Origin of the sequence: Streptomyces sp. NPDC090083, from assembly GCF_044747445.1 — a bacterium.
GTDB lineage: Bacteria > Actinomycetota > Actinomycetes > Streptomycetales > Streptomycetaceae > Streptomyces.
This window is the reverse complement of the sequence record NZ_JBIVED010000022.1, coordinates 19,680-33,011: the sequence shown is the minus strand read 5'-3', so window position 1 is coordinate 33,011 and position 13,332 is coordinate 19,680. Positions and strand designations below refer to the sequence as shown.

The 13,332-nt window shown below is 66.4% G+C and carries 11 protein-coding genes and 4 pseudogenes; 9 read left to right on the top strand and 6 right to left on the bottom strand.

Annotated elements, in window-relative coordinates:
- Window positions 1-298: 298 nt before the first annotated feature.
- Window positions 299-1,150 carry an alpha/beta fold hydrolase gene (locus tag ACIPTO_RS42195; RefSeq protein ID WP_401201015.1) on the bottom strand — a complete coding sequence of 284 codons (852 nt, stop codon included), beginning with the start codon at window positions 1,148-1,150 and terminating at the stop codon, window positions 299-301.
- A 103-nt stretch (window positions 1,151-1,253) separates the two neighbouring features.
- On the opposite strand from ACIPTO_RS42195, the gene ACIPTO_RS42190 reads away from it, so the two are divergent.
- The 6 genes and pseudogenes from ACIPTO_RS42190 (at window position 1,254) to ACIPTO_RS42165 (ending at window position 6,099) form a co-directional block, all read left to right on the top strand.
- Window positions 1,254-1,667, top strand: coding sequence for a winged helix-turn-helix transcriptional regulator (locus ACIPTO_RS42190; protein ID WP_401201013.1), 414 nt, complete (start codon window positions 1,254-1,256; stop codon window positions 1,665-1,667).
- Window positions 1,668-1,807: 140 nt separating this feature from the next.
- On the top strand, window positions 1,808-2,347 hold the full coding sequence (locus tag ACIPTO_RS42185) for a winged helix-turn-helix domain-containing protein (protein WP_401201010.1): 540 nt from the start codon (window positions 1,808-1,810) through the stop codon (window positions 2,345-2,347).
- Window positions 2,344-2,870, top strand: a pseudogene (locus ACIPTO_RS42180) (transposase). The gene ACIPTO_RS42185 and the pseudogene ACIPTO_RS42180 overlap by 4 nt, the downstream one beginning before the upstream one ends.
- 170 nt (window positions 2,871-3,040) lie before the next feature.
- Window positions 3,041-3,853 carry an ATP-dependent Lon protease gene (locus tag ACIPTO_RS42175; protein WP_401201008.1) on the top strand — a complete coding sequence of 271 codons (813 nt, stop codon included), beginning with the start codon at window positions 3,041-3,043 and terminating at the stop codon, window positions 3,851-3,853.
- Between the two features lie 85 nt (window positions 3,854-3,938).
- A pseudogene (locus ACIPTO_RS42170) lies at window positions 3,939-4,771 on the top strand (IS5 family transposase); the annotation flags it as partial.
- Window positions 4,772-5,163: 392 nt separating this feature from the next.
- Window positions 5,164-6,099 (top strand): LysR family transcriptional regulator, encoded by a 936-nt coding sequence (locus tag ACIPTO_RS42165; protein WP_401201005.1) that lies wholly within the window; start codon window positions 5,164-5,166, stop codon window positions 6,097-6,099.
- Between the two features lie 123 nt (window positions 6,100-6,222).
- Here ACIPTO_RS42165 and ACIPTO_RS42160 read toward each other — a convergent pair whose 3' ends face one another.
- Window positions 6,223-7,071 (bottom strand): NAD(P)H-binding protein, encoded by an 849-nt coding sequence (locus tag ACIPTO_RS42160; protein ID WP_401201003.1) that lies wholly within the window; start codon window positions 7,069-7,071, stop codon window positions 6,223-6,225.
- Window positions 7,072-7,476: 405 nt separating this feature from the next.
- Here ACIPTO_RS42160 and ACIPTO_RS42155 point away from each other — a divergent pair, with 405 nt between their 5' ends.
- Window positions 7,477-8,271 (top strand): inositol monophosphatase family protein, encoded by a 795-nt coding sequence (locus tag ACIPTO_RS42155; protein ID WP_401201001.1) that lies wholly within the window; start codon window positions 7,477-7,479, stop codon window positions 8,269-8,271.
- Window positions 8,272-8,471: 200 nt separating this feature from the next.
- On the opposite strand, the pseudogene ACIPTO_RS42150 reads toward ACIPTO_RS42155, so the two are convergent.
- From ACIPTO_RS42150 to ACIPTO_RS42140, 3 genes and pseudogenes are all read right to left on the bottom strand, one after another.
- Window positions 8,472-9,017 (bottom strand): annotated as a pseudogene (locus tag ACIPTO_RS42150) (NAD(P)-dependent oxidoreductase); the annotation flags it as partial.
- A 93-nt stretch (window positions 9,018-9,110) separates the two neighbouring features.
- The gene (locus ACIPTO_RS42145; RefSeq protein WP_401200998.1) at window positions 9,111-9,431 is read right to left on the bottom strand and encodes a hypothetical protein; all 321 of its coding nucleotides are present in this window, start codon (window positions 9,429-9,431) and stop codon (window positions 9,111-9,113) included.
- Window positions 9,432-9,965: 534 nt separating this feature from the next.
- Window positions 9,966-10,175 carry a hypothetical protein gene (locus tag ACIPTO_RS42140; RefSeq protein ID WP_401200996.1) on the bottom strand — a complete coding sequence of 70 codons (210 nt, stop codon included), beginning with the start codon at window positions 10,173-10,175 and terminating at the stop codon, window positions 9,966-9,968.
- A 644-nt stretch (window positions 10,176-10,819) separates the two neighbouring features.
- Here ACIPTO_RS42140 and ACIPTO_RS42135 point away from each other — a divergent pair.
- Window positions 10,820-12,100 carry a pentapeptide repeat-containing protein gene (locus ACIPTO_RS42135; protein ID WP_401200993.1) on the top strand — a complete coding sequence of 427 codons (1,281 nt, stop codon included), beginning with the start codon at window positions 10,820-10,822 and terminating at the stop codon, window positions 12,098-12,100.
- A 119-nt stretch (window positions 12,101-12,219) separates the two neighbouring features.
- On the opposite strand, the gene ACIPTO_RS42130 is transcribed toward ACIPTO_RS42135, so the two are convergent.
- On the bottom strand, window positions 12,220-12,642 hold the full coding sequence (locus ACIPTO_RS42130) for a LysR substrate-binding domain-containing protein (RefSeq protein ID WP_401200990.1): 423 nt from the start codon (window positions 12,640-12,642) through the stop codon (window positions 12,220-12,222).
- A gap of 28 nt (window positions 12,643-12,670) precedes the next feature.
- On the opposite strand from ACIPTO_RS42130, the pseudogene ACIPTO_RS42125 reads away from it, so the two are divergent.
- A pseudogene (locus ACIPTO_RS42125) lies at window positions 12,671-13,316 on the top strand (IS110 family transposase); the annotation flags it as partial.
- Window positions 13,317-13,332: the final 16 nt, after the last annotated feature.

Below are 13,332 nucleotides of genomic sequence, written 5' to 3'. Positions count from 1 at the left end.
GTGGCCAGCAACCGGTCGACTAAGACGAATCGGTGCTTCGCCCCGGCTCCCACCGCCCGCTGCCGCAGCCGTTCCGTCAGACGTGCCTGATGCCGTTCGTGCCACAACGGCCCTATCTCGGTGATGAGTTCAGCGATCTCCACCGGAGACAGCCTGGTGATCCGGTATTCCGCCACGATCAACTCACGAGCCCCAGCCCTCACCATGCACAACTCAACGAGCTACCTGAGCGCCGAGCTACGGCCAACCGTGCACGAGGTCGTTAGAGCGTGTGTCGAAAGTCAGCCCCGGCCCCCGGTCACGCTGCTTTCGCGTCCTCACCGGCCAGGAATGGATGCAGCAGCGTGAGCAGGGCGTGCGGGCGGTGCAGCGGGATGATGTGGCCGCAGTCTTCGATGATGTGTCCGGTGAGATTGTCGGTGACCGGGCGGAGCTGGCGTTCCAGCGCAGCGCCGACAGGCCGGGCGCCCAACGCCATCGTCGGCACTGTCAGGCGGGAAGCGGCGACCGCCTGCTCGATCTGTACCGCGCTCTCGGGCAGCGCCCGGTAGTACGAGAACGCGCGGCTCAACGCCTGGCGGCCGGTGTATGCGCGGACGAAGGCGTCCCGGATTGCGGGGCGCACGCCGTCGCCGAGCGTGCCGGCGTGCAGAAACCAGTCGACGTAGGCGGCCTCGTGGCCCTCCAACACGGTCTCGGCGAGGCCGGGTGCGGCGGAATGGAAGCCGAACCACCACGGCGGCCCGTCGGCGAGGAAGTCCTCGGCGCCGGGCAGCCTGCCCAGCAGGGACTCCATGACGACCAGGCGCCGGACGAGACCGGGGCGACGCAGGGCGAGGAGGAAGGCCGGCGCGGTACCCGCATCGATGCCCACCACTGCGGCCGAGGCCACGCCGAGTGTGGTGAGAAGCGCCGCGGCGTCCTCGGTCAGGGTTCCCGCGTCGTATCCGGAGGCTGCCCGGCTGCTCGCGCCGAACCCGCGCAGGTCCGGCGCGATGACGCGGTACCGGCCGGACAGGTCAGCCATGACGTCTGTCCACAGCTCCCAGGTGTGCGGGAAACCGTGTAGCAGCAGTACGGCCGGGCCCGATCCGGCGAGAGCGACGTTCAGTTCGACACCGTTGACGGGGACGCGCCGCAGCTCGGGCATGGAGAGGCTCCAGGTATGTGGTGAGGAACAGTGACCAGCTCACGCTATGGAACTATCCTGGGCCGTCCAAGACGGCACTTTCCCTTCAGGTGGTGAGCCCCGAGTGACCACATCGAGGCCCGGCGAACCCGGCCGGCGGCCCGGTGAGCGGGGTGATCTGCTGGATCCGCGCTGCCCGACCCGCCAGTTGCTCGACCGTATCGGCACCAAGTGGACGTCGATGGCGGTCAAGGTGCTGGCCGAGGAGGCTCCGGACGAGCTCCGTTTCGCGGAACTGCGGCGACGTGTCCCTGGCATCTCACAGAAGATGCTGTCCGTCACCCTGCAGAGCCTGCTCCGCGACGGCCTGGTCGCGCGCCGAGTGGAACCCACCGTGCCGCCCGCCGTCCACTACCGGCTCACCGAGCTCGGCCTGTCCCTCGAAAGACCGCTCTCCGCCCTGCGGGTCTGGGCCGAGACACACATGCCGGAGATCAACCGCAGCAACCAGCTCGCCGACGAGTCACCACCCAACTAGGGAGTGGATCGAATGTGCTGATCACAGCCACTCGTTGCTGGCCGCGACAAGAACGGTCGCCTCGTAGCGGACCGCCACTGACCTTCAAAGCGCGGTGTCGGCAGGCTGACGGGTCATAATCCCTGCGGTACGCCGAGTGCATGAGGTATGCGCAAGGGGGCGGGCTGACCGACGAACGGCGGGCCTTCCGTGAGAGGTTGCGGCTGGAGGCGGCTGAGCGCTTCCAGCAGGGCGACGAGAACGCGGTCATCGCTCACGACCTGCGGGTCAGCGTCCGGTCGGTGCGGCGGTGGCGCAGGGCCTGGTCGCAGGACGGGCCGGGAGCCCTGGTCTCGAAGGGGCCGGCGTCCCTGCCGTTGCTCAGCGATGTACTCTTCGCCGTCCTGGAGCGCGAGTTGCTCAAGGGACCGGTCGCGCATGGCTGGCCGGACCAGACCTGGACGCTGTCGCGGATCAAAACCCTGATCGGGCGCCGCTTCCACAAGAGCTACACCGTCCAGGGCGTCGCCGCGCTGCTCAAACGGCATGGCTGGAGCTGCCAGGTCCCCGCCCGCCGTGCTGTCGAGCGAGACGAGGCGGCCGTGGCCGGCTGGATGAAGGAGACCTGGCCCCAGGTGGAAGGACCGTGGCGGCGTTCGACTCCTGGCTCGTCTTCGAGGACGAAGCCGGATTCTCGATGACGCCGCCGACCGCCCGCACCTGGTCCTGCCGCGGCCACACCCCTGTGGTCCGCGTCCGGAGCCGTTCCCGCCGTCGCTTCTCGGTGGCTGCCCTGGCCTGCTACAGGACTGGTAAACCCTCGCGGCTTATCTACCGGCCCTGCCCGGACGCCCGGCCCGACGGGCGCAAAAGCTTCTCCTGGAAGGACTACCGCGACCTGATCCAGACCGCCCACCAGTAGCTGGGCGGTCCGATCGTGCTGGTCTGGGACAACCTCAACACTCAGCTCACCGCCAGCATGCGCCGCTACATCACCGAACGCGACTGGCTCACCGCCTTCCAACTGTCGCCCTACGCACCCGACCTCGACCCGGTCGAGAGCATCTGGTCCGTCCTGCGACGCACCACCACGCCCAACCGCGCCTTCGCCAACCTGATGACCTGATCACTGCCGTCCGGCGCGGCTTACGCCAGCTCCAGTACCGTCCTGACGTCCTCGACGGCTGCCTCACCGGCACCGGTCTCCGACGCCAGTCACCATGACGACATCACCCATTCAAGGTCAGTAGTTGCATGGCTCTCTCAACCGCGGATCAAAACCAGCTAACGAGTGATGGGCATCACACGCGCGATGAGTCACACAACAGACGCTGCGTGACCTCCTATTCACGTCGTGGACAGCGCTCCTACTGCGATTCAAGGAGGCACGAGTGATGCCAGTAAGGCGAATACGCATAAAAGCCGGGCTTGTCGGGCTGCTCGCCTGCGGACTGGTTGGCAGCTTTACGCCGCAGGCGTCCGCGGCTACTGCCAACAGTCCGTGGGCGTACTACGGACCCGTGCATGGCTACTCCTACAAGAACCGCGCGACCGTGAGCACCTCGCCGCGCATCTACGCAGTAACAGGTATCTACAACCAGAGCACGGGCAATGTCCCGTCGGGATACTTGGGCGCACTGGCGCGGCTGTATCGGAACCAGACCCTATGCACCCAGACCGGATACGTGTACAACACGGGCTCCGCCAATGGCATGGACGTGGTGACAACGGGGAGTTCCTGCGGCAGAGGGGCGTACTACAGCTATGGGGTCAGCAAGGCGTACAACGGAAACGGTTACAACGCATACTTCACGTACGAGTCGCCGCACCTGAGCGCCACTCAGGCTGCTGTCGGCCCGAAGGAATTCCAGAGCACAGCCGCGTCTCACCGGTCTCCTGCCGAGTCGGCCTGGCCCGCGAACGGGAAGGGAGAGACGTATGGATCTGGCATGGACGCCACCAGCCTCAAGAACGAGCCGGACCTGATCGAGGCCTACGCCACAAACGGCAAGGTCGGATACGTGAAGCGCGTGGACCTGGAGTCCGAACCAAACCCGAGTTCGCCTCGAGAGGCCCTGCATGTACAGGAAAGACTGGCCGGGCAGTTTCGATCCGTTCCCGTCTACGACATCGACGGGAACACCAAGATCGGCTGGTTCGCGGTAAGCCACACCTCGAACGCCGCGGCCAGGGAATTCCACCCGTAGAACAGCACGTCTGCGCCTTCACAGTGAGGCGACCGCTTCACGGGCCGCGTCCGGTCCGCAACGAGCCCGGGTGTTCGGCGGAAGCATGACCAAGCGACGCCCGTATCCGAGTGATCTGTCCGGTGCCCGCTGGGAGTTGGCCGAGCCGGTGCTCTCAGCGTGGCGCTTCGAGCGCCGCGGCAGAGCCCTGGACTTCGGCCGACCGCCCGAGCACGACCTGCGCGACATCATGGACGCGATCTTGTATGTGGACCGGACCGGCGTGCAGTGGCGCTACCTCCCGCATGACTTCCCGCACTGGAAGAGGGTCTACGGCTACTTCGCCCGCTGGCAGCAGGAAGACGTGTTCGCCCAGCTCAAAGGCCTGCTCAGGCAACTCTTGCGACAGAAGGAATAGGACGAGAGGCCCACCCCTCGGCCTGCGTGATCGACGCACAGAGCGTGAAAACCTCCACCAGCGTGCTCGCCTCCAGCCAGGATGTCGATGCCGGGAAGAAGATTGTCGGGCGGAAGCGGAGCATCGTCACCGACACCGTGGGCCTCCTCCTGGCTGTGCTGGTGACCGCGGCAAGCGTGCAGGACTCCATCGTCGGCACCCAACTCCTGGACCGGGTCGCCGCCGAACATCCCCGCATCCGCAAAGTATGGGTCGGCGGCGGCTACCGCCAGCACCTCGTCGAGCACGCCGCCACCCTCGGCATCGACATGAAAATTACTCAACGCAAGCCCGGGACCACGGGATTCACCCCGATCCCCAAGCGGTGGACGGTCGAGCGGACCTACGGCTGGCTCATGCTCCACCGCCGCCTGGCCCGCGACTACGAAACACTGCCCGCCCGATCCGAAGCCATGATCCATATCGCGATGACCGACCTCATGACCCGCCGCCTCACCGGCGAGACCGCCATCTCCTGGCGCGACCCGAGACCTCAGACCAAACACCGGATTCCGGGACGAAACAACGGACGAAAACGACCTCTAATCCCTACGGCAGCTACCGGCAAGCGCCCCTCAGGCCAGGGCAGTTGACCAAGCGACCTGCCACGATCGGCCTGCTGCCTCCAGCAGAGCGGCCACGTCCAGCCCGCTCGTGAAGGCGGGGCCCTTCCAGTACGGCGGAACCGCCACGGGCGTCACGCGCACCTCAACGCCCCGGGCACACGATGCCCGGCCGGTAGCTGCCATGTGACCGGGTGCCTGGTGAGCTGTAGGCACCGATAGGGTGTCCGCCGTGCTGGCCGTCAAGAACACCCACGATCCGCGCGGAACCACCAACACGGCATCTCTCCTCGGGGCGGTGGTGTGACGCAGTGGACCTGAACCTGCTGACCGCGCTGGACGCGTTGCTGGAAGAAAACAGCGTGCAGGCCGCCGCTGACCGGCTGCATCTGTCGCCACCCGCCATGAGTCGGGCGCTCACCCGGATCAGGAAGGCCACGGGCGACGAGATCCTGGTGCGCACCGGACGCACGATGTCACCCACTCCGCGAGCCCTGGCCATCCGCGACGAGGTCAGAGCCACGGTGCGACGGGCTGAGGAACTGCTGTCACCGGCCCGCACGTTGGATCTGCCGAACCTGCGCCGCACCTTCACGATCCAGGGCCACGACGCGCTGCTGGGCGAACTGTCCTGGCGGCTGCTCGACTCCCTGACCGACGCCCCGGGAGTGAGCCTGCGCTTCCTCGCCGAACCGGCGACGGACACCACCGACCTGGTCCGGGGCCATGTAGACCTCGATGTCGGCGCGGCGAAACCGGCCGCCCCCGGAGTCAGTCACGAAGTCGTCGGCCACGACCACCTCGTCGCGGTCTTCCGGGCCGGCCACGCACTCGACGGCGAATTCGACATCGAACGGTTCGCCGCCGCTGACCACATCATCGTCTCGCGCCGCGGACGCCTCCGGGACGGTCTCGACGACCGACTCGCCGAACATGGGCTGGAGCGCCGGGTGGTCTCGGTCGTACCGACCATCTCCATCGCCCTGCACACCGTGGCACACAGCGACACCGTCGTGGTCGTCGCGTCCCGGATGAGCGACCGAACCCTGGCCGACCTCGGGCTCCGCGCCCAGACGATCGACGTCGAAATGCCCTCCCCGTCCGTGGTGTTGTCCTGGCACAGCCGCTACGACGACGACCCGGCACACGGCTGGCTCCGGGAGAAGTGCACCGTCGCGCTGCGAGACGCGCTGACCGGCCCGGCAGGTCTGACCAAACCGGCAGGCCCGACCGATCCGGCCGAATGAATTCCGGTTCGCGATTCGACAGGCCGCCGCCGGTGGCGCAACCGTTGGGCACAACCGGCCGGTGTACCCGTCGGTGTACCGGCGGCGCACTTGCTGGTGCGGGGCAATACCGCGGATCGCGCGTCAGCGTTCCAGAGGGATGGCGATGCGCCCCGGGTATCGGGGGTTTTCCGCCTCGTCGAGCATGGCCGCGGCGATGGTCGCCCGGCTGATCCGCGCGGGGAAGACGCGCCGCGGCGCCTGATCGAGCGGCACGGTGCGCATGGTCGGACTCAGCGGTCCCTCGGACATGGGCCCGGCGTGGAACACGGTGCCGCCGGAGCGCAGCACGGTCGTGTCCGCGGTGACCCGGTCCGTCATTTCCTTCTTCATGAACGTGCCCAGCAACTTGCGGGTCAACGCCCCGGCGTACGGCGCGGAATCGCCGGTGCCGAAAGCCGCCAGCCAGATCACGTTGTCGGCTCCGGACTCCACGGCGGCCCGTGCACCGGCTGTCAGCACGCCCGGAGCTTCTTTGGCCGCGATTCCGAGGCCGGACAGGATGAGCCCGGCCCCCTTGAGCGCCTGATCGATCGACTCGGGGTCGAGGACGTCGGCCTGGACTCGGGTCAGGCTCCCGGAGCCGGACGCGTCGATGCGCTCGGGCTGGCGCGCGATCGCCGTGACGTCATGACCGCGGTCCAGCGCCTGCTGGGTGAGTTCCCGGCCGGTGGCACCGGTCGCACCCAATATGGTCAACTTCATGATGATCCTCTGCGGTTGGTGATGTCCGGCTGTGACTGTTCGCCCAGCCGGGATGTCGTGAACGAGGGAGCGCCAGCGGAGGGTGGACAGGACTTTCGGGCCTCCGGCGTGCGGACGACTGAGCGCGCTGGCGGGGATGTCGCGGCTGCCTGGCCGCCATGGGTCGCCCTGAACGTCGGTGACCTCACCGCCTGCTTTCCTGACGAGGTGAACACCGGCCTCGATCACCCGGTCGTGCCTCAGTCGAGTACCGGGACGAGAGCGCGGTACCGGTCTTGCGCACCGTGTCCGTGGCCAATTTGAGAAGACGCGTGTCCGCAGAGAAACCAGTGCGCGCGATCGTCGATAGTGAATTCGCCACTCCGAATTCCCCCATTCTTTATCTCTGCTCGCTCCCCGGATGCACCGGGCTTTCGGCATCAAGCTAGGCCAGGCACAGGGGTATTTCAAATGCACCCTGTGCACTCGACGATTTACCCCGGTGCAGTCGCCGGGCATGGGCTGCCGCCAGCAGCGTAAGTGCACCACGGTAAATCGTCTAGTGAACGACAAGCATTTGATTGACGGCCGGCGAAGCCGTTCACTTGTGTCGTGAATTCCTGAAGTACCACCTCCAGGCAAAGGGAGACCGCCATGAGTGAATACACCGATTTCTTGCCCGCCGTGGTCAAGGCCGCGAACCGCGCCTCCGAGTTCCTGATGGCCGACTTCGATCCGAACGCGAGGCCGCTGGACAGGAAGGCCCTCGGTACCGTCGCGGCGCACATCGAGGGCGGCTCGCGAGCAGCCATCCGCGATGAGCTGGACGGACTGCTGCCGGACGCCGGCTGGTTCGACGAGGACGAAAGCGGAAACGACGTACCGCCGGGTGAATGGTGGGTCATGGACGGCGCGGAGGGAGGCATCAACTACGTCTACGGACTGCCGGAATGGGCCGTGACCATCACCCTGATCCGTGACGGCGTGCCACAGCTCACGGTGGTGCGGCAGCCGATCGGGGACCTGACCTACACGGCCGTGAAGGGAGGCGGGGCCCACCTCAACGGCGAGGCTTTGCGTGTATCAGCCAAAACCGACCTGGGCATGGCCATGGTGACCACCAGTCAGGCCGGTAACAGCGCCGCCGTCCACGCCCGCTTCGGCCGGACCATCACGGCGATGCTGGACAACACCCTCTTCGTCCGCAACACCATCCCCACCACGTTCCCCATCCTGACCGTGGCCTCAGGCCAACACGACCTGTTCTTCCAGTACGACCCCGACCTGCCCGGCACCGCCGCCGGCATGCTGCTAGCCACCGAAGCCGGCGCGATCGCCACCGAAATCTCCGGTGCCCCCTGGACACCCCAGAGCCCCGACGTCCTGATCGCCGCTCCCGGCCTGTACTCGGCAGCGGCCGAGTTGCTGAACAGCGTCCCTCAGTCGTAACGCATGGGCGAAAAGAAGCCAGCCCTGGTCTGGGCCGACGGCGAAATCTGCCGTCGGCCCAGACCAGGGCTTCGGCGTAGTCGGGTGATGTCCGGTTTACGTTCATCCGAGACCGAGGAGCGTGAATGGGTCACCGTCACCGACGACTTGGCGAAGCAGCAGGCAGTAGTGCTTCGTCAGGTTCTGGGTCCGCCGGTTTTCACACCGAGCGCCTTGGCGAGGGCGAGCGCCTCGCCCCTCGCGCTGGCAGTGGCGATGACCCAGCTGTTGGCCACCAGCTTCAGTCGGATGGCGGTACCTTCCGCGCCGTCCTCACCGGTCCACACCGTGCGAGCGCCGACCGCGTCGAGGACGGGCGTCACCCGCTGCCTCTTCTCGGCGGGCCCGGCGGCCAGGACGAGCAGTTGCCCCGCCTCCGCGGGTCGGCGGGTGCCCAGCACCGGAACGTCGTTGGACATCGGGCCGCATTCGGCGGCGAAGGTGGCCAGGTCGGCGATCGCCTCTGCACCCGCTGTCGTGGACTGCACCCAAGCGGTGCTGGAACGCAGGGCGAGAGCGGCCTGCCGCCTGACGTCCAGGGCGGCGGGGCCATCGTGGAGCATGGTCAGGACGACGTCGGCGCCCTCAACGGCTTCGGCAGGAGTGCCGGCGATGTACGCCCCCTCAGCGGTCAGCTGTTCCGCCTTGGCGCGGCTGCGGTTCCAGGCGCGGACGGTGTGCCCAGCGTGCGCAGGATTGCGATCCATCGACGCGCCCAAGATTCCGGCGTCCAGGATGCTCACGGCGAGTTGTCGGTCATGACCCCAACGTCCCTGTACGTGCCGTGCGTAGAGGTTCGGTCAGGCGTCGGTGCGAGCGCCGGCGGCACGGATCAGTCCGTCGAGCCAGGCCTGGAGGCCGTTGAGCATCAGGTTGGGGCGCTCGTTCGCCAGGGCGGCGGCTGGCTCGCCGATCGTCAGGTAGTGCCACACCCGGGTGGCGGTGAGGCTCTGGACGACGACCTCGTTGGAGACGAAGTGGTCGCCGGTGCCGGACAGGTACTTCTCGGGCCAGTCGATCGCGTTCTGCGTGGTTCGCGGCGAATGCGACGAGCTCCGCGAACAGGCACGGCTCCTGGCCCGGATCGTGCACGTTCTGGAGATCGAGAACAGCAAGCTCAAGATGCCCGATGCTGCCTTGGAGCAGCAGGGTGCCGCCCAGTCCTCCGTCCCCGGCCTCACCGGCCGGCGGCGCCGGAAGTGCGGGCAGTCCTACGGCAGCCCCGGGCCCGATCAGGAAACGGGACCAGGCCTCCATGTCCACGTCTCGCAAATCTCGATGACCTCCAGTTGCTTGTCACCGGGAAACTCATCGAAGAACCGGGCATCCCTATACGCGTGCTGCTTGGCCTCAATGGCCTGTTCTTCGGAGGCCACGCGGAAGTGACCCAGGCCGCCGTACACCATGGCTCCTCCGGGCGGGTGAAAGCGGTGAAGCGTCCCATCGTCGAAGCACCAGGCATCCATCAGACGTCTTTCACCCAGATGGCAGCCAGAATCTTGTCAGCAATCTCATCAGCCATCGCCGTGCCTGTGGCTCCCGGCATGAGACCGGCGACGAGCTTTCGTGCGGTGTCTCGCGCCCGTACGACAGCCTCTTCATTCCAGGCATCAAGCGTCTCACTGACACGTGCAGAAGCGGGACGAGCGTAGGTATCAGATACCGTTCTCGATGACCTCCACGAGGCGCTGGCGAAGCGCGCCTGAGGATCCGGGCACGTAGTCATCAGCCCGCCGTCGCAACTCGGCCGCCCGCTCCAGCATCAGTCGCTCGTGTTCTGTTCGTGGGCCGGCTGCAAGGGGAGGAACCCGGTCCTCCAAGTCCTGCGCCTCTGTCAGCAGACGTTCCTGTTCCTGGCTGGTCACTCCATCACCTCTACTTCTGTCAGTCCACAGCGGCGACACCGATCGCTCACGTTGATGGGTGGGTAGTCACGCAGAACCCCTAGTATGTCTCGCCCGCAGTACACGACCACGCTGTGATCAGTCGGAGGACCAAAGCTGTCCATCCTGCAGCTGGAGGATCATCGCCGCACGCCGGGCGAGGTCTCGTATCTCGAATTCTCCAGGCCACCCTCAGCGCCGGGCCGTCGGCGACCTGAGGCAGCCGCTGTGTCTTCTAGGTACCGAAGTGGTCCACCGTGCCGCCGGGAATTGGGTGTGGCGTGGTGTTGTGTTCCAGACCTTGCACCGCCTGTTGGCCGGACCTAGATGAGGAACTGAACAGGTACGCCGTGCGTCCTACGTCAGGCCATGACAAGTCCGGAATTGCATCAAACCGGGGAGGAGTTGCTGTGACAACCAGCTCATCTGACCCGGAGCCCGGACCTGTGCCGGACCCAGCCCCCGAGCCGAGCGCTCCCGGACCGAACTCTGGTCCACCGATACCGCCGGCCTCTCCCCCAAGTCCTGGACCCACGCCGTCGGATCCCGCTGCTGCTGAGCGGGAACGGGAACGTCGGATGCTACGTGCGCAATGGGCAATGGTCGTCGCGACCACGCTTCCAGGCTTGGCCGCAGTCATCGCCCTGATCTTCACTTTTGTTGCCGTGCACCAGAGCCAGGATTCGCTGGACATCACCGAGCAGGGCCAGATAACCGACCGGTACAACGCTGCTGTCTCCAACCTGGGCTCCAATGCGATCGACGTACGCCTCGGCGGCATCTACGCCCTTCAGCGCATCATGAGCGACTCCCCACGCGACCAGCCGTCCATCATCAACCTGCTCAGTGCTTACGTCCGTGTCCATGCAGATGCGCCCGCGACCCACTCACCACGTGTCGAGACCCGGAAGCTAGACATAGACGCAGCGCTCTCAGTCCTCGGCTACCGAGATCCCGCGCACGACAGGTTAACCACCGTCGATCTGCATGGAGTTCACCTCGAGGGCGCCAACCTGCACTACGTGGGGCCGACCCGGCTGAACTTCAGGCAGGCAGATCTCAGCCAAGCCCACCTTGCAGGCGCTCAGCTTGAGAGCATCGATGTCAGCAATGCTCTGCTCGACAAAGCAGATCTCACCGAGGCCGTGCTGAACTACGCGATTCTCGACAACGCCTCGCTCCAGCAGGCAAGCTTGCCGGGCGCCGACCTTAGAAATGCCTGGCTCACCGACGCGCGTCTTTCCTGCGCAGACCTGAGGCGAGCAAGCTTCGGCGACGCGACACTCACTAACGCGCACCTCGCCGACGCTGATCTCACTGACGCAGCATTCCGCGAGGCCAAGGCCAGCGGCGCCGACCTTCTGGGCACAGACCTCACTGGTGCCACTTTTGCCGACACAGATCTCTCCGATGCCTCATTCGCGAATGCCAACCTCGCCAAGGCTCATTTCGAAGGTTCGAGGCTCGCGGGCGCCGAGTTCGGGTCCGCCCGCCTAGCTGGGGCGGACTTCACTCATACAGACATCACCGCGCAGCAACTCCTGACGGCGTATCCAGAAAGGTCCACAAGGTTGCCCGCGAGGATCGCGGCCGATCTCCGCGTGCAGAAGCGGATTGCAGACATTGAAGAGTGGCTACGATCCGGGCGACCGCCACAGACCTGGAGGATTGGCTGCGGAACGCCCCGGACGGATGCGTCGGCCACTCCACGCGCTGGCCCACGACCGCGCGTGGGGAATAAAGGGCAAACGTCATCGGGCTACCGTGGCGACGCCCGCCGGATGACGCAATCGCGCCTCCCCCTTGGAAATGCGCGCGTCTTCCGAACGGGTTTTGATACGGCAGGGAGGAACTTTGCGGACTATGGCAGGCAGGGAGCCCGGAGATCATCAGGCCCGCGGCGGTGAGCGTCCGTCCGTACGCCCCGCCCCCCAAGTGCACGGGCTGGCGCCAGGCAGGACTTGATACTCGGGCCGACCACGCTGTTCTGATTCCCCGGTGATCATCAGGTGTGGGAGTGGAGGCATCAGTTCAGTCGTGGGTCGCCCTTTCTGAGGCGAATGCGGTTTGCTTCGATCCGCAGTTCAGACAGTAGACGACCGGCGCTTTCGGTCACTCTGGTCCGTAACTGGACAGCGTCGATACGGCGAGCCACAGTCGGCCCGGCGATTGTCCGGACCACGTCGTCGTCCCGTTGGCCGACCAGGTCCAATGCTGGGATGAGGGCGACTCCGAGTCCGGCAGCGACAAATTCCAGCAGGGCCCGGCGATCACTGGTGCCTATGGAGTGCACCGGTTCGAAGCCTTCCCGCGCGCAGGCCCATGCCAGAAGGCGAGTGGCGGGATCCGAGGCGCCTGCCCCTGTGATCCACTTCTCGTCTCGCAGCGACCGCAAAGTGACGGGTTCCCGCCCTGCCTGCTCATGGCCTGGAGGGAGCACCAGGAGCATGGGGTCCTCGACGAGTGTCTGGGTGATGAAAGCGGCTCGGCTTACCCACACACAGTTGCAGGCTGCGCTCAAGCGGGCCGGTCGTCAGCGGGGCATCGCAGCCGACACGGAGCGGCTTCGCGAGGTCTTTCGGGCGGCTGGGCCCACCAGTCGGAGCTGGACGAGGTCGCGCTCGGCAAGCAGATGCTTGCTCTCCTGATTCAGCTGGAGGCCGCCTGCTCCGCCGCCGACAACCTCGCCGAGGCGGTCGAGGAGGCATTCCCTCAGCACCCGGACGCTGAGATCATTCTCAGCTTCCCCGGCCTCGGCACCCAGCTCGGCGCCCGGGTACTCGCCGAGATCGGAGACGACCGACAACGGTTCGCCGACGCCCGCGGCCTCAAGGCCTACGCCGGCGCCTCACCCATCACCCAGGCATCTGGCAAGAAGGCCAGCATCACCCGAGGCTGGGTGAAGAACGACCGCCTCAACCACGCCGAGTACCTCTGGGCGCTTTCCGCGATCACCGCATCGCCCGGCGCCAAAGCCCACTACCGGCGCCGCCGCGACAACCACACAGACTGGCACGCCGCCGCCCAGCGCAACCTTTCGACCGCATGATCGGCCAGCTTTACCACTGTCTCCAGTACGGCGAACGGTTCGACGAGCTTGCTGCCTTCCCCGCACCGCCCTAGGTGGCCGAGACAGCTG